The sequence below is a fragment of the Lentilactobacillus sunkii DSM 19904 genome (assembly GCF_001435575.1).
Lineage (GTDB): Bacteria > Bacillota > Bacilli > Lactobacillales > Lactobacillaceae > Lentilactobacillus > Lentilactobacillus sunkii.
Map to the genome: position 1 here is coordinate 1 of NZ_AZEA01000033.1, position 17278 is coordinate 17278.

Consider the following 17278-nt stretch of genomic DNA (forward strand, 5'->3'; position numbering starts at 1 on the left):
CATAACAGTGTGACGAGCAACGGGTGATGCGGTTTCTAAGGGTGCTTTGACTGAAACCCCGGTTTTGGGTTTAAGTTAAAGCGCACTTAGAAGTTAGCATCAGTTGCGTCGGAACACGTTTCAACTGGGTAGCCTAACCGCCACCACCCAAAAAACAAAAAAATCAAAACCAACGAAGGCTGAAGGCAAATCAAATGCCCTCAGCCTTCCTCAAGTTAAAATACTCATTTAAAATTCGACTCAGTTAATCATAGGAGGTTAATCATGGATGAAATAAAACATGATCTTCAAAACCCATCAAAGGCAACTCATGAAGATTTATTCGGAAAAGGAATCACGTATCTTTGTATCGGATTTGTGAGTCTGCTGGTTATTTCAATTCTGTACTTCATCACAACTCGAGGTTTGGCAACCTTTACAACCAACCACGTGAGTTTATGGAAGTTTTTATCAGGCACCAACTGGAATCCGGCAATGCTGGATAAACATGGCAATCCTGAAATTGGTGCTTTGCCAATGATTGTCACTTCATTTAGTGTTACGGTCCTGGCAGCTGTTGTGGCTACACCGTTCGCACTTGGTGTTGCGTTGTTTATGACGGAAATTGCCCCTGAAAAGGGAACTAAGATTTTGCAGCCAGTAATTGAGTTGCTGGTTGGGATTCCTTCCGTTGTTTATGGTTTTATCGGTCTTTCAGTAATTGTGCCGTTAATCCGTCACTCATTTGGTGGAACCGGATTTGGTATTCTTGCCGGAACTTTGGTTTTGTTCGTCATGGTGCTTCCAACCATCACGTCATTATCGGTCGACAGTATCAAAGCAGTTCCAATGTTTTACCGATCAGCCTCGTTGGCACTTGGTGCAACCAGATGGCAGACAATCTACAAGGTTGTTCTCAGATCTGCAACACCAGGAATCTTGACTGCAATTATTTTCGGAATGTCACGGGCCTTTGGTGAAGCACTTGCCGTTCAAATGGTTATTGGTAACGCGGTTCTCATGCCACATGGTTTACTAACACCATCATCAACATTAACCAGTCAATTAACGACCGGGATTGGTAACACTACCATGGGAACATTGCCTAACAACGCCCTTTGGTCACTGGCATTAATTCTGTTGCTCATGTCATTAGTATTTAACATTCTGGTTAGAATTATCGGAAAGCGGGGGGCCCTTAAGAAATGAATTCTAAAACAAGTAATAACATTGCGACAGGTGTTATTTATTTCCTGGTTGCCTGCGTCCTTGCCATCCTGGTTTTCTTGCTCGGATACATTCTGATCACTGGAATTCCTCATGTTTCATGGCACTTCCTGACATCTGCCGCCCAATCATTTGCCGCTGGTGGTGGTATCCGGGATCAATTATTTAACTCAATGTATCTGTTGGTACTGACTTTAATCATCTCTTTCCCAATCGCTTTGGGATCAGGCATTTATTTATCAGAATACGCCCCTGAAAATTGGGTCACAGGTGTTATTCGGACTGCCGTTGAAGTTTTGAGTTCGTTACCATCAGTTGTTGTTGGTTTGTTTGGTTTCCTGTTGTTCGTTGTGAACTTTCACATGGGCTTCTCAATTCTTGCCGGTGCGATTGCCTTGACGTTCTTCAACCTGCCATTGCTGACCAGAAGTATTGAGGAATCCCTTCAAGATGTTTCCCAGCTTCAGCGTGAAGCGGGATTATCGCTTGGACTTTCTCGATGGAAGACGATCACTGGGATTGTCCTTCCGGCTGCGCTGCCTGGTATCTTAACAGGAATTATCCTCAGTGCCGGACGGGTATTTGGTGAAGCCGCTGCCTTGATTTACACTGCCGGTCAAAGTGCTCCAACCGTTAATTATGGTGACTGGAACCCGATGGACAGTGCCAGTTTCTTGAACTTTATGCGACCAGCCGAAACTTTGGCTGTTCATATCTGGAAAGTTAACACTGAAGGGGTTACCCCTGATGCAGCCGCAATCTCAAGCGGGGCTTCAGCTGTGTTGATCGTTGTTATCTTGTTGTTTAACCTGTTGGCCAGAATGCTTGGCCGCTGGTTATACAAACGAATGACAGCTACTAAGTAGGTAGGAGATTAATATGCAAGAATATGATTACAACAAAACTCACATTATTGATATTCCACTGGAGCTTGCCATGCAAACCGACAACCTGCAAGTGTTCTATGGTGATAATCACGCCATGCATGACGCCAGTCTCCAATTCCCCCGTCACCGAATCACGGCTTTGATCGGGGCATCTGGTTCCGGCAAATCAACTTATCTTCGCTGCTTAAACCGGATGAACGATCGAATTGCCACTGTTAAAGGCAAGATTATGTATCGTGGGATGGATATTAATACTAAAAACATCAATGTGTACGAGGTTAGAAAACACATCAGCATGGTGTTTCAGCGTCCCAATCCATTTGCCAAATCAATTCGTGAAAACATCACCTTTGCATTGAGGCGAAATGGGATTAAGGACAAGACTGAACTTAACAAACGGGTGGAAGAAAGCTTAAAGGCCGCAGCACTTTGGGATGAAGTTAAAGATGATCTTGATAAGAGTGCTTTGGCACTATCAGGTGGTCAGGCCCAACGATTATGTATTGCCCGATGCGTTGCCATGAAACCCGATATTCTCCTTTTGGATGAACCGGCCAGTGCCCTTGATCCAATTTCAACTGCGAAAATTGAGGACACTTTAATGGAGCTACGAGAAAATTATTCAATTATCATCGTGACCCATAACATGCAGCAGGCTTCACGGATTGCCGACTATACGGCTTTCTTCCACATGGGCCACGTTCTGGAATATGATGTCACTGAAAAAATCTTCACAACACCACAAATTAAAGCAACCGAAGACTACATCTCTGGTAACTTCGGATAATAAAGGGGAATGGACAATGCCAAAGATAATTACAAGTAATGATGTCCATTTGAGTTACGGCTCAAAAGAAGCACTTCACGGAATCAGCTTGGACTTTGAAGAACATGAAATTACTGCCCTGATTGGTCCATCCGGATGTGGAAAATCGACTTACTTGAGATGCCTCAATCGGATGAATGATTTAATCAAGGGAGTTAAAATAACCGGCTCGATGAAGCTGGAAGGAAAAGACATTTATGCACCGGGCGTGGATATTGTTGATTTGCGTAAACGAGTCGGCATGGTGTTCCAGCAGCCTAATCCATTTCCATTCAGTGTCTATGAGAATGTCGCATACGGATTGCGTCTTGCCGGTGAGAAAAACAAGCATGTCTTGGATGAACGGGTTGAAACCAGTCTGAAACAGGCGGCCATTTGGGATGAAGTTAAGGATCATCTCTATGACAACGCACTTTCGTTCTCTGGTGGTCAACAACAGCGGATCTGTGTTGCCAGAGTGCTGGCAGTTCAGCCTGAAGTGGTTCTCTTGGATGAACCAACCAGTGCCCTGGATCCAATTTCAAGTTCCAAGATTGAAGATACCCTGATGAATATTCGTCATGATTATACAATCATCATCGTGACCCATAATATGCAGCAGGCTTCACGGATTTCTGATAAGACCGCGTTCCTGCTAAATGGGGATCTGGTTGAATTCAGTAAGACCGAGAAGATGTTTATTCACCCTGATGATGAAAAAACCAGTGATTACCTGAACGGAAAGTTCGGCTAGGAGGATTATATATAATGAGAGAATTATTTGACGACGAGTTAAAAAAGCTGCACGGCCGCTTCGTAGAAATGGGTCTGACAATTAGTGAGCAGATTTATAAGTCAACGACTGCATTTATCGAACATGATAAAAAAGCTGCTCAAGAAGTTATTGACGCTGATGATGAAACCAACGCTGATGAAATGAAACTCGAAAAGCAGGCACTGAGTCTGATTGCCTTACAGCAGCCGGTGGCAACCGACTTCCGGGTCATCATCAGTATTTTGAAAGCCAGTTCTGATTTGGAACGAATCGGGGATCATGCGGTTAGTATGGCTCGTGAAACAATCCGAGTGAAGGGTAATCCACGGATACCAAAGGTTGAAAAGCAGATTGCCAAGATGACCGAAGAAGTTCGGAACATGTTGGAAAGTGCCTTGGATGCCTACGTGAAAAGTGATGCTGATGCTGCCAAGAAGTTATCCGACAACGACGTCAAAGTTGATGAACAATATCTGTTGATCCGGGATGAAATCACCGAAGCCGTTGAGTCTGATACAGCAACCATTGCTGCCAGCTCAAGCTACTATATGGTCATCAAGCTTCTCGAACGAATCGGCGACCATATTGTTAACTTGGCTGAATGGATTGTTTACTCAGCTGCCGGTCAAATTGTTGAGCTTAATCCTGGGAAATCGAATCCGGAATTGGTTGATAAGCTGTATTCAGAAGCCATTGTTAAAGATAAGGGTGATTCAAAGGACAATAAAGATAGTAAAAATAATAAATAGTTTCGTCCAAAAAGGTGGCTGGGATATTATTCCCAGCCACCTTTTTTCGTGAAATTGAATTAATTTTATAAAATATCTATACCCCAATCAAATATTGGGATCAAATTAAATAATGCCACCACGCTAAATTATGTGTATGGCAGGTTAGTGGACAATTGCGGTCACTTTAGAAACGCGAGTGGCCGTATAACGCCTGTAGTAGTACGGTTGATGCTTGGGTTCGTTGAGACAGTCGCCGACCAGTATTTGTCTTGAATCGGTGTTAGTATGCCATCGTTGGTCTCGCTAGCGTTTGTTGTTGAGTTGGAGAAAGCTGAAACCAATCGTATTCCTAATAGTGATATGATCCACTTTGTAATCTTATTTATGATCATTCCCCAAGTTGAATAATTTTGTTCCCAAAAACTGGATTCGTTCTGTTAGTGTAGCTTGTTAATTGTTTTTCGAAATAATTGTGAGAAAATTCTTCAAATATTTTTCTCCTTTTGTTGACTCTTCGCATATATGGAAGAAAAAATGAAAACCCATTCCAACATGCCATTACCAATTGAACAAGGTATTGTAATATATTTGTAAAGTGCTATAACCAGAAATGGGTTNCTCTTCGCATATATGGAAGAAAAAATGAAAACCCATTCCAACATGCCATTACCAATTGAACAAGGTATTGTAATATATTTGTAAAGTGCTATAACCAGAAATGGGTTCAAAAAATGTAACTCATAGAAAATTACATTTTCTCCACTTACTAAGACAACATGGATACCATTGATTGGTAAAGTAAATAAATATCGTGTGATAATAATGGGGATATAAAAGTGAAAATTCAACAAAAAAAGAAAAGGACAATCGCCCGTAAAGTCATTTTAACATTCATTTTGGTTATCTTCACATTAGCTGTGTTGTTAACAGTTCCTTCTAAGAATGCTGTTAGGTCGACGATGGCCATGACGGGTGCCTCATTTACGGCAGCTGTAAAGTGCAATCCCAAGTATGATGAGCGAGCCAGTAAGTATACTCACGAAAATATCTATATAATTCCTGAAAGGTATGCTTATTCCGTTGGATACGGATCCGATGTCAGGATGTTTACCGTCAAAACATACTTACTTATCTTTCACATTGCCTATCCTACCCAACCGGAAGTATAAGTTGATACTTTAAGGTCGGTTTTGAGAAAGTAAAAGACGATGTGACTGCTAAACTAAAGTGAGCCAGTTTTGATCAATAAGTTTGATCCAAAAACGCTCAATAAGATTGAGCCACCTTGGTTATTATCAAGCTTATTCCAGTACAATTAACAGATACAGTTGTACTGGGGTTGAAAAGGAGATCTAAGCGATGAAAAAAATACTGAAAAGAAGTTTATATGGAATAATAATCACCCTGTTGCTTGTCATCATTTTCCTTACTGTGTCTACAAAGAATGCGGTACGAGCGAACCTGATGGCTCATGGAGTATCACCGATTTCCGCTTTTAAGTGCAACCCAAAGTTTGCTCCAAAAACAAGCAAATCGTTGGAAATACCAGTATATTATGTTCCCGAAAAGTTTGCCTATAAGGATAGTACAACTGGCGTTCATACCTCAACCTTTGCTATAAGGACTTATTTAGGAGTGTTTCATATTGCTGTTACTGCTGATCAATATTACGGGTAGTTGAAATGGGGATATAAGTTATGAAAAATAAACGCAAGAAGTCTTTAGTACGAAAGGTCATATATTCAATTCTTGTGATTGCATTGTTATTATTTCTAGTATCAACAATATCACCGAAAAACGCTGTCCGGGCGACCATGTTAGTGCACGGAGCCTCGCCGGTTTCAACTTTTCGATGTAATCCCGTATATGCTCCCAAAACTAGTAAGAGCCTAGGAGAAAATCTGTATTCTATTTCAAATAAGTATGCTTACAAAAATGGGTATGGAACCCAAATCTCGTTATTTCACATGAGAACTTACTGGGGGATCTTTCATTTTGCAACACCAACAATTCCTTTTCTACCTTGACTTGTGACAGAACTTAACAGGTATAGGAAACTGGTTAAGAATATCTCCTAAGAACGCTAAGAACGCTGTCCGGTTGACAATTGCGTTCTCGGGGCATCCTGTAAAGGCCATGCAATGTGATCCAATTCATATTGACAGTCGGCGTCATGGACTAAAAGACACGATTTATGTTATTCAAAGTAAATATTCTTATAGAAGCTCAGATATAACGGTACCTCAGCGGTCAGTGTTCAAAGTTCGAAAGCTGTTCGTCTTTAATTTTGCGGTTCCATCAGTTTATCCAGGTTAGGTATCTCACAAGCTTCATGCAAAACGACTCAACACCTTATTAGATGTTGAGTCGTTTTACTGTCTATTGGAAACATAATAACTGCTCGGAGCTGATATGTGCAAATATCATAAGTGCCATGTTCTGATACCGATAGCCGGTTTGCTACGAAATAATGCACTTACGAAATTACTAATCCCATCATCGTTTTACTTGATCAAGCGTAGAAAAAGATCCGGTCAAAACTGAAATTCAAGCAGCTTTAACAGGATCTAATCTTTGACTAATTTTTGTTTGATTACGTTATTTTGCAATGATGATTCGGCCAGCATGCTTGGAATCAAGTAACTGGTGGCCTTTAATAACACTATCAAGTGAGAATGGCAGTTTGTAGCCGATTCGAATCTTGAGCTTACCGGCTGCCATCAGTTTAAGCATGGCGTTTAAGGCATCGTCATCCGAAATTTTTTGAGTTGGGTGAATATGGTTGAAGGCAACTTTCTTATCGGTTGGTGCATCGTTATCGGCCACACTGGCAATAATGCCACCATCTTTGACAATTTGAACGTCGCTTTCGGCACCATTTCCATTCAACGCGGCATCAATGACGACGTCAGCGGTGTCTGCCAATACCTCTGAAGGATCTTCCTTATCATAGGCGACGTATTTCTCAACGCCCAATGATTTAACGTATTCTTCGTTAGCACTTGAACCAATGCCGATAACTTTGGCACCCATGTCCAAAGCAATCTGAGCGGCAAGAGAACCAACACCGCCGGACGCCCCTTTCACAACAACGGTTTGCCCCGGTTGAACCTTGCCAAACAGATGAACTCCCTTATAGGCGGCAAGACCGGGGGTCACGATTCCGGCTGCGGCCATGTAAGGAACACCGCTTGGAATCAGCACAGTATTTGAATCTTCTCCGATTGAATACTCGGCATATGAGTGATGGCCATGGGCGACTACCCGGTCACCAATATCAAATCCAGTGACTTCTTCGCCGACTTTTTCAACGAAGCCTGCCACATCACGGCCGGGGATAATTCGATGATCAGTTGGCTTGAATTTTCCAGCCCGTTGTAAAGCTTCAAAGTTATTTAAGTTGAACGCTTCAGTTTTAATCAAAATTTGGTTCGGTTTAATTTGTGGTGTCGGAACTTCATACTCCTGAAATACTTCTGGACCGCCATTTTGTTCGTAACCAAATGCTTTCATCATAATCGCTCCTTAGTTTGTAGTCTCTACAAACTCAGTTTAATTCATATATAAGTGAAAGCAATTAATTTGAACGCTGTCATGGCTCCAGTAACGGTTTTCAACATTGCTCATTGATTAAGCTTTTTTGGCAGGGGAACCTTTTCGAATTGCTCGGTTAATCAAAAACAGGAATCCCAGCGACAGAGCCGCAAAAACCACTGACCCAATGCTGATTCTGTCCAAACCTACGATGCCTACCATGCTTGAGGCACTCGCTGATCCCAATGAAATACCAAAGTTAAAGAAAATCGAACTGAGGGATGAGGCGAATACCAGTGCTTGTGGGTACTCTTTTTCGGCAAGGTTCAGGAAGTGAATTTGGACCGGTGAGTTGATAATCGTCACGATCAACGTCAAGACAAGGATGATTGCCAACCCGGCAATTTTACTGTGAAGCGCAAACGGGAAGACGGCCAGCAGGAGAATATCGGCAACATAGAATAGTGGGGTTTTCTGGAGACTATTTGGCTTCTCGGCCATCATCCCGGACAGCCGATTACTGATAATACTCATGATCCCGATGATGAACAGCAGCCAGTTCAAACTTTGAGTGCTGAAGCCCATCGAAGTCGTTAGCAATGGCCGGATATACGTATAGTAGCCATACATAGTTGCGGCGGTGAACAGAACCAGGAACACCCCATAATAAATTCGTGGGTCTAATAATATGGTAAGTTGATTTTTGATCGTACTCTTAGTCTGCTTGACCTTCTTTGGTAAAATCTGAGTTAAGAGTAGGAAGGTACAAATGCTGATAACCGAAATTCCCCAGAAGGTGTAGCGCCAACCAAAACTCGTACTGACAGCCACGCCAATCGGGACACCAAAGACAGAGGCGATACTGAAGCCGGCGAAGATCCATGACACCAGGGATGCCCGCTTATCACGAGGGGCAATGGTGCTGGCGAAGGTCATGATCAGTGAAATGATGGATCCGGCCGTGGTGGCGGTGATAATTCGTGAAGCCATCATGGTGAGGTAACCAACAGACAGAGCACTCAGGGTATTTCCGATCAGAAAGACAATCATCAATGTTAATAACGTCTTGTATCGGCTATATCGGCTGGTCAGAATCGTCACAAAAGGCGTACTGACGGCATATACCATGGCAAAGATGGTTACCAGATACCCCATGGTTGAAATTGGTGTGTGAAACTGTGCCGATAGATCGGGCAGAATTCCAACAACGATGAATTCGTTACATCCCAGCATAAAAGCGACGAGAACGAACACTAATGATTGAACCTTATACTTCGTCACGACAAACCCTCCAGATGATAATTGTTTCATGTGAAACTCCCTATCAAATCATATCACAAGAATGCGATGGATAACGATTGTAAGAGCGATAGATGACAAAATTATCAGATAAGACTAAAACACCCCGGCATTTGTGAAAATGCAGAGGTGTTTTAGTCTCATTGCTAGTTGTTAGAACCATACAGCGGCCTCATAATCCCAGTGATTTTTACAAACATGGCAGTTAATTGGCAGTTTTGAATTGATTATTCCAGTTACACTGTGTTCATCGAATCGATTTGATGCCAATAAATACCATGAAGGAGACGCACTTGATTAGTCAAACTAATAATTATGAACCGGCACTGAAAGCCTTAAAAAAATACCCCAAACTTGATCAATGGATTCAATATCGTCGGTTAGAGATTACCCATCCATATTATCCTGGCCGTGATGAGAATATTGGCGGTGGTCGGCCCATTAATAAAGTTGACCGACATGTCGAAGACCAAGCAATTCAGTTAAGCATGGACCCAAAGCTGATGTATTACCAGTATGTCCAGAAATCCGTGCAGGTCTGTTTGGACTTGGCTGATAGTGAGACACAAAAGATTATCGAGGAACTATATTTTAAGCAAACCGATTTAAATTCAGAGGGCATTGCCCAGAAGTTGCATATGTCACGGAAGACCTTGTACAAGCGTCGGAATGCATTCTTGGAACGTTTGAATGAACTGATGAGTACCATTAAAGTACCCAACTAATACACAAATTGGTAACAAAGACGACAATTTCTGCTGGCTAAAGTTGGCATACTAATATTGTGGGCTGATTAAGAAACCGGCCTCACTTCCTAAGTTATCTGGAAAGCCGACATTCGCAATGTGGGCTTTTTTTGTGCACTGATACGGGGGATAGATAGCAAGGGAAACTAAATTATAGGAAAGCAAGTGATTGATATGGCAACAACAGAAGTTGCAGATATTTCAAGTTATCAAGAAGATACAGTTGCATTCATGCAGGAATTAGGTAAATATGCCAAAAGCGTGATTGTCAAGATTACTGAGGGTTCCGAAAGTGGCGATGCCTATGTGAACCCGAAAGCAAAGGATCAAGTTGCCAGTGGTTTTAAAGTCTTTAAAACCGTGGGTGCTTATCACTATTTAAAGGCCAACTCACAAAAGTATGGGGCAGCAGACCCGGTTAATGAGGCCAAATGGTTCATTAAAAATCTGAGTGCCGTTGGTTTAAATAAGAAGACGGTTTGTGCCGTCGATGTGGAGGACGCGTCGTTAATGCAAAATGCAACCGCAGATGTTAATACCTTTCTTCAGTATATGGATCAGCAGGGTTACAGCAACCTTGTGGTCTATGGATCAGCCAGCTGGTTCACATCCGGCCGAATTGAGCAGGATAAGCTCTATAAGAAGACGCCGATTTGGGTAGCGTCGTATGGAACTGATGAACCGGGTGTCGACCATGCCAATGCCTGGCAGTATACCGATAATGGTCACGGACTGCATGTGGACTTTAGTTATGACTTTGATGGCACCTTGCTGGGCGATCAATCAAAGTCAAACAATGGCGGTGATACACCAACCGATGCCTTACATCAGCATGCTAAACAGGTTTATGACTATTTTAATCCCAAAGAATTATCTGATGCGGCAATTTGCGGGATTTTAGCTAACTTCCAGCATGAATCAGGAATTAATCCTGATCAGTGGCAGATTGGCATGCCCCATACCTGGGCAATGAGTTCTTCCACTGGTTATGGGATTGCCCAATTTACGCCCGCTGGTAAGATTAAAGCTTATGCCGATAAAGTTGGCAAGGATGTGAGTGATATTAACACGCAACTCGACTACGTCTGGAGTCAGATCACGGCTACCGGTGGCTTTTACGGTGGTGGTAAGACTTTAAAGCAATTTGCCCACGATACTGATCCGAAAGTCGCTGCCCTGGACTTCTTACAGGGTTATGAAATGCATTCCAAGTCAACGGATGCGTTGGCGGACAGACAGAGCAAAGCCGCCGCTTGGTGGACTCTTTATAACAAAGGCAACGCCGGCACCTATGGTGATGGTGGCAATAACAATGACGACGATGTGAAAAGCACACCGGAAGGCTACACCATTCAAACCAAGGGTCAATTCACCTTTAATACCAACTGCCGGGTTCGCAACACCCCAAAGATGAGTGATGCCGGTTTGGCAACGTATAAGACCGGCCAGACCGTCAGCTATGACCAGAAGGAAAAGAATGATAATCACTTCTGGTTATCATATTTAGGTGCGACTGGTACCCGACACTACGTTCCGTATGCCAATATTACCAAGAACACGTACTTTGGGACGGATACCAATCCCGGTGACCCCATTAAGAAGCAACAGAAGTAACCAAGGGGTGACAGAAGGACACAAAAAGTACCCAAAATGGTGACAAAGACGACAATTTTAGCTGATGTTTTCATTGCATAATAGGTTTTGTGATCAGGCAGGTTATTATTGGAGCTCCAACAATACCCTGATGTTTCAAGGATAGGCCGGACTTTTCTTGAAGTAGATCACCAACGTGTTAAATGAAAATCGTTCTTTAAAAGACGTCATTGAACCACGGACGAACTAACAAAAATAAATTTGGAAAGAAGTTTTAAATTATGGATACAACTGCAGCACAAAATACACCAGATGGCTATTCAATCAGCATGAATGGTTCATTTACTTTTGAGGAGAAATGTAAAATTCGTCAATCCGCCGAAATGAGTGATGCGGGGATCGGCGAAGATGTGACCGTTGGCCAAACCCTTTATTACACTGGCAAGGAAAAGAATGGTGATCACTTCTGGTTAATCTATACCGGAGCTGATGGTTCAACTTTATATGTTCCCTACGCTAATATCACGTCTGGCGAAATGTTTGGAACTGACAATAATCCCAGCGACCCCATTGAATCGTCAGATAATGGTGGCGGTGGCGATAACGGTGGTGGTGGCGACAATGGGTGGCAATGGTGGCGGTGGTTCAACCACCTTGGATTTTGTCACTGATTTGGGAGGTGTGTCAGGGACTGATGATAGTAATTCTTCAGTTAATGATGCTGCTTTCCAGAAATTATATGACTTGACTCAATCTGATTCGACGACGCGAACGGTCAATATTCCCGCCGGGGTTTTTATGATTAATCGACCTAACATCGGTTCGAACATTGTTTTCCAAGGAAATAATGGGACCGTATTTTTAGGAACCATTACTGACAGTCGTGACTCTGGGGGACACTCTGGAGCAGCCTTTATGTACAATGCAGTTTCCAATGTTTCTTGGACAAATGTAACTTTCAAAGGAATTAATTTTACTGATACTGATGGCAAAGAGAATGTTTATCGAATTGTTCATAACATCTTCCGAAGTTCTTACATTAGTTTTAGTCAGTGTACTTTCGATCAAAACGAATCCAATGGTGGCCACTCCCTTGATTTAGGTGGATCTAACAATATTACCGTAAGTAATTCAACCTTTATTGGTGTTGGTGGTAGTGCTAGTGGATTAAGTGGTAACGAATTCTATAAAGAGGCTATTCAAACTGACTATGCTTACGAAGGTGGTGTAAGTGCCTATGACTCTAGTCAAGAGTACACACTTGAACCAACCCATGATGTTACGATTGACCAATGCAAGTTTTTGCCACTTTACACTGATAGTAGTGTAAGTTCTTTGGCCAAATACGCACCGCAACCAGTCGGAACACATGTGACTCAAGATTATTCGGATGTTGTTAATAATATCAATTTAACTAATTCTGAAGTAATTGATGTTAAACCGGCTAACTATGGCGGTTATGGGTTTTATGCACCTATTCATTTCCCAAACAGTCGCAACATTACCATCCAAGGAAACACTATTGAGCGTCGAAAGACTCAAGTTTCACCCAACGTCTTTATGTTTTATTCTTATAAAGAAGGGTCTCAACCGACTGCTAACACAGGATTTAATGTGAACAATAACCAGATTTATAACATGAATCCACAACTTGTCCATGTAGATGCTAGTGCAAGTGGTAATGAACTGGCACCACTGGATTATGCACCGGCCTATGCACTGTTTGCGGTTGCTGGTGGACATACAATGGATGATATTCATTTTGATAATAACTCAATTTATACGTATGCCTCAATGCTTACCGCTAAAAATCAGGATAACCATTCATTTGCCGAAAAGCAAAAAGATATTGATGATAGTGATAATTACCGGGTTAAAGGAGTTGGCGCTACGACCTATGATGATACTGGCACCCAACGTTATACTAAGTCTGATGATGGTGGCAGTGGTAACGAAGCCGCTCATGCGTCAACAACGCAGAATATTGTGGCAGTTCTACCAACTGGGGAGACGGATGTTGTGGCAACGGTTAACGTTCAACAGGATTTGCCTTATAATTACTCGCTTTCAAGCTACAACTCATATTCACCGGCTTTTAGTGATGTTCCAGTTGGTCAAGCAACTTCTGATGGAAACGTTTATGTTCCATATATTTAGGGCCACGTAGAGTTCATATTAGTATAGTGATAATGTTGTTGTGTGTATCTTCCACGCATGCAATAATAAAATAAAAAGGGGCTGTTTATGATTCTGGAACAGTCCCTATACATAATTCGATTGATTGCTTCAAGGTATTATTACGCTATTAATTATTTTGACACAATTACTAAATTCGAGATTGAGCGAGAATAGGTATATGCTTGACCAATATTAAGACCAAAACCAACTTTAGGATATTCAGGGTGACTGGCAACAAGGGATTTAATTCCCTGCTCAATTGGGATTGCCAAGGCATTAATATAGCTATTTCCCGATATATTAGGATTATATTTAACTGCTTCAAACCAGCTGCTGTTATAGTCTTCAGGAATGCCATAGCTTTCTGCATAGCTTCCAGTTGCAAGACCGAACTTAGAACGGATTGAAGTCCAATTGGGATCGCTAATAGTTGGATTGTTTTGTCCATAATGCTGGTTGTAAGCGGCATAGTTCATTAGATTTGTGTCAAATGTGTAGGTGCCTGCTAAATCCTGCTTAACTTTTTGCATTACCTGGTCCTCAGCTGTTTGTTGCGGCATGGCGAGAAACTCTTTGAATTGTTGCTTGAGAATGGCAGTATTAGAAGTACCATTCCCGGTTGGATTAGTAGTTGCAGGTGTTTTGGAATTGACTCCGGCGGTTAAATAGCCGCGCCAAAGGATCCCGCTGATTGTCTTAGCCCCATTAGTGACGTAATAGTAGACTCCCTTTTTACTGGTGTAACTAGAACGCATCAGGATACTTTTGGAAACATACCAAGTGGTATTGGGATAGTTCTTTAAATTGTGTAGTTTACGAGTATGGGTTGGGTTATAAATGTATGCTGATTGGTGACTGGTAGCGTGATAGGGTAGATTGTCACGGTTAACGGATTTAACCCAATGGTAGCGGGCCGAGGCTTGGGCAGGTTTTGCCTGAGTGGTGGTCCCCAGGAAGCCTAAGGTGGTTAAAGCCGTTATTAAAAGTAAGATACTTTTCTTCATAAAAGTTCGCCTCCAAATTTAAATATAGTATAGCACTTCAACTAAATTCCTATAGCCAAAATCTTGATTCACTGATGCAATCGGTACAAAATCATGCATCCTTAACCCATAATTTGCGAATCCCTAATCATTGATGCTATATTTTTAAGTCCAATAAGATTTAAAATAGCCATAGGAAGGATGATCGATGATGGACGGATATTATTCAGGTGCCGGAACGACGTTAAAATTTAAGCTCAACTTAAAAGATAAATTTCATGCTATCCAAACATTTTACGTTGGGACTGATGATATTTATACCATCCAGCGACGACGCAATGATTCCGATGGTGAACTGCGAGATTTGACCTTGAGTCGATTGATCATTCAAAAGGATCGTTATGGCAACCTAACCGGAAAAGCCAAACAGTGTGAAGCACCCATGATACTGGTTGGGTTCGGCCATTCGCAAGTTTTGCAATATTTTACTCACGGCCCAAATCACACCCCATATTTTTGGATTGCCACCCGTGGCGCTCAGACTAATTTGGATAATCCGGATCTTGATTCTCAGGACCTGACTCATTGGCCGACCCAGCTCGCCAGAGTCCGGTATGTTCCAGGAGCCAGGTTGGATTACACCGATGCAACCCGTCTGATTAGTCTGAAATATGCAAATCATTTGGGAAAATCAATCGGTGATCTCTTGCGGATTGAGGGATCTTTGTCCCGAGATCAATCAAAGCTGCTGATCGTGACAATCAACACAGATAAACCGCGCAAAGCCAGCTTTATTGAATATGATAATGAACGATTGAATCAAGCACTAGATGAAGTAGAAGAAACTTCCAAGCCCTATTTGTCATGTGACTCAGCTGCTGTGAGAAATGCCAGTATAGGAGAAGGATTGAGACCCGGATTTATCAGTAATCGGGTATACGCGCTCTCTTACTATGGGTCAATTCAAGGGGTTGCTTTAGATGATAATGACGATATTTATTTCTTGGGAAGCAACACCGATAATGATGGCCTGATGCTCAGCCGGATCAGTTGGGGTCAGCGTGCGGCTGCCCACCAGATCGTCGACAATTCAAGTTGGAAATCCGGAAAAACGGAAGGCGAAGGGATTCAATTATCCGGTGATAACGTCTTGATTGGGATTACCAGTTATCATCGCTGGACAGTCGTTAATCAAATTTATTCTTTTCCAAAATCAGCATTCAAAGCATAAGAAAACCGCGACACATCAATGAATTTCATTAATGTGTCGCGGTTATTTTTGTATTTATTAGTAATGAACTTTATGAAGCGTTGCCGTTATTCAAAAACCCATCATAATAACTGACCGGTTTATAAAGGTAAGGCAATACTTCAGTATCGTTGTCATTAAACGACTGAATTTCACGTTCATTCGCTGGTGACCACGATGTATCGTTACCACTAGTTTTTAAGACTAAGTTGGCAAAGGTCATGTGGATTTGGTTGCCTGGATTGAACATGGGATTGTTGAATATAACTTGATACTGGCCTTGCCATTTACCATTTTCGTAGTGATACTGGCTGAAGCCGTAACTTGTGACATAGCGGTAATACTGAGACTTGGATGTATCGATGAGCTTTAAGATGTTACTTTGATGAGCCTCGTTGCTTACATTGCCTTGAAAGGTGGGTGCGACGTACCAAATGCCATCTTTCAAGGTTGGCTGAGTATTGGAAAGCTTCAAGATGTTGCTTGTGGGAACGTAGCGTAACCAACGATTCAAATCGACCAATGAGAGGTTATGGTTTGGGCCAAAGCCATTACCATAAACGTGTGTGATTGGACCGCTGTTATATGTTGCTACTTGAGCGTTGGGATCAGCGAAGTCAAAGCCTCGGCCACCGAAAGGCATGACAGATACTTGATTGACGTCATAGGTGGCGATTGGCTTGGCACCGTTTGGTAATTTAGCCAAATCCAAGACTGCTGAAAAAGCGTTGATTTCTTCCCAATTACCGCTGGTGGCGTTGCCATTGAGGATGTCGATCATTGGCACGCGGACCCAGTGATTTGGTGCGTCATAAACCTTGCGCATGATAATCCTGGCACCATTGTGATTGCCGTAGTTCAACATTTCAGGAAGATAGGGATGATCCTTTTTCAAATAATTGAGGACTCGTTTTTGGTCGCTAAAGGATGGTGTTTTGCTGAAACGACTGATGCCATCTTGGTTAATCTTGCCATGAATTCGACCTGATGAGGCGTAGATGCCGGAAGCATTCCACTGACCAATACTATGGGACGCGCCGCGACGGAATGCCCGGTTGGATAGCAGCACGTTTAAGGTTGGGTAACTGTAGAAGCCTCCCCTATAGTATTTCCCTTGAATCAGCCGTCCATGCCAGACGTAACCTTTGATTTTATTATTAGCGCTGTGAACGTAATAGTAACTGCCAAAGTAGTTGTGAGTTTTGATGGTAACCCGCTTGGTTGCGTAAAGATTCGTTCTTGGATAGTTCTTCAAGTTGTGAAGGGGCTGGGACAAAAGTCCCAGTTAACGC

Annotated in this window: 16 protein-coding genes; 12 read left to right on the forward strand and 4 right to left on the reverse strand. The window is 42.4% G+C overall.

Annotated features, from left to right (window positions below):
* Positions 1–264 precede the first annotated feature (264 nt).
* The 7 genes from pstC (at position 265) to FD17_RS12020 (ending at position 6081) form a co-directional block, all read left to right on the forward strand.
* Positions 265–1188: a phosphate ABC transporter permease subunit PstC gene (gene pstC, locus FD17_RS11990; protein WP_057826417.1), complete on the forward strand. Its 924-nt coding sequence runs from the start codon at positions 265–267 to the stop codon at positions 1186–1188.
* Positions 1185–2072 carry a phosphate ABC transporter permease PstA gene (gene pstA, locus FD17_RS11995; RefSeq protein ID WP_057826418.1) on the forward strand — a complete coding sequence of 296 codons (888 nt, stop codon included), beginning with the start codon at positions 1185–1187 and terminating at the stop codon, positions 2070–2072. The genes pstC and pstA overlap by 4 nt, the downstream gene beginning before the upstream one ends.
* Before the next feature lie 13 nt (positions 2073–2085).
* Positions 2086–2880, forward strand: coding sequence for a phosphate ABC transporter ATP-binding protein PstB (gene pstB / locus FD17_RS12000; protein ID WP_057826419.1), 795 nt, complete (start codon positions 2086–2088; stop codon positions 2878–2880).
* A 16-nt stretch (positions 2881–2896) separates the two neighbouring features.
* Positions 2897–3652 carry a phosphate ABC transporter ATP-binding protein PstB gene (pstB, locus tag FD17_RS12005; protein WP_057826420.1) on the forward strand — a complete coding sequence of 252 codons (756 nt, stop codon included), beginning with the start codon at positions 2897–2899 and terminating at the stop codon, positions 3650–3652.
* Positions 3653–3666: 14 nt separating this feature from the next.
* Positions 3667–4422, forward strand: a complete 756-nt coding sequence (phoU, locus tag FD17_RS12010) for a phosphate signaling complex protein PhoU (RefSeq protein WP_057826421.1) — start codon at positions 3667–3669, stop codon at positions 4420–4422.
* Between the two features lie 818 nt (positions 4423–5240).
* Positions 5241–5573, forward strand: coding sequence for a hypothetical protein (locus tag FD17_RS12015; protein WP_057826422.1), 333 nt, complete (start codon positions 5241–5243; stop codon positions 5571–5573).
* A gap of 190 nt (positions 5574–5763) precedes the next feature.
* The gene (locus FD17_RS12020; RefSeq protein WP_057826423.1) at positions 5764–6081 is read left to right on the forward strand and encodes a hypothetical protein; all 318 of its coding nucleotides are present in this window, start codon (positions 5764–5766) and stop codon (positions 6079–6081) included.
* 921 nt (positions 6082–7002) lie between these two features.
* Here FD17_RS12020 and FD17_RS12025 read toward each other — a convergent pair.
* Entirely contained in the window at positions 7003–7917 is a 915-nt protein-coding gene (locus FD17_RS12025) for an NADP-dependent oxidoreductase (protein WP_057826424.1), read from the reverse strand.
* 117 nt (positions 7918–8034) lie between these two features.
* Positions 8035–9219 (reverse strand): MFS transporter, encoded by a 1185-nt coding sequence (locus FD17_RS12030; protein ID WP_057826425.1) that lies wholly within the window; start codon positions 9217–9219, stop codon positions 8035–8037.
* A 311-nt stretch (positions 9220–9530) separates the two neighbouring features.
* Between FD17_RS12030 and FD17_RS12035 the strand changes: the two genes are divergently transcribed.
* The 4 genes from FD17_RS12035 to FD17_RS12050 all read left to right on the forward strand — a co-directional run bounded on the left by FD17_RS12035 (position 9531) and on the right by FD17_RS12050 (position 13733).
* Complete coding sequence (locus FD17_RS12035; protein ID WP_057826426.1) at positions 9531–9962, forward strand: hypothetical protein; 432 nt, start codon at positions 9531–9533, stop codon at positions 9960–9962.
* 195 nt (positions 9963–10157) lie between these two features.
* A complete protein-coding gene (locus FD17_RS12040) occupies positions 10158–11597 on the forward strand; it encodes a phage tail tip lysozyme (protein ID WP_156653629.1) in 1440 nt (479 codons plus the stop codon).
* 260 nt (positions 11598–11857) lie between these two features.
* Complete coding sequence (locus tag FD17_RS12045) at positions 11858–12247, forward strand: hypothetical protein (RefSeq protein WP_057826428.1); 390 nt, start codon at positions 11858–11860, stop codon at positions 12245–12247.
* On the forward strand, positions 12198–13733 hold the full coding sequence (locus FD17_RS12050; protein WP_057826429.1) for a hypothetical protein: 1536 nt from the start codon (positions 12198–12200) through the stop codon (positions 13731–13733). The genes FD17_RS12045 and FD17_RS12050 overlap by 50 nt, the downstream gene beginning before the upstream one ends.
* A gap of 152 nt (positions 13734–13885) precedes the next feature.
* Here FD17_RS12050 and FD17_RS12055 read toward each other — a convergent pair whose 3' ends face one another.
* Complete coding sequence (locus FD17_RS12055; RefSeq protein ID WP_057826430.1) at positions 13886–14758, reverse strand: hypothetical protein; 873 nt, start codon at positions 14756–14758, stop codon at positions 13886–13888.
* A 187-nt stretch (positions 14759–14945) separates the two neighbouring features.
* Between FD17_RS12055 and FD17_RS12060 the strand changes: the two genes are divergently transcribed.
* The gene (locus FD17_RS12060; RefSeq protein ID WP_057826431.1) at positions 14946–15968 is read left to right on the forward strand and encodes a helveticin J family class III bacteriocin; all 1023 of its coding nucleotides are present in this window, start codon (positions 14946–14948) and stop codon (positions 15966–15968) included.
* Between the two features lie 70 nt (positions 15969–16038).
* Here FD17_RS12060 and FD17_RS12065 read toward each other — a convergent pair whose 3' ends face one another.
* The gene (locus tag FD17_RS12065) at positions 16039–17262 is read right to left on the reverse strand and encodes a hypothetical protein (RefSeq protein WP_191983143.1); all 1224 of its coding nucleotides are present in this window, start codon (positions 17260–17262) and stop codon (positions 16039–16041) included.
* Positions 17263–17278: the final 16 nt, after the last annotated feature.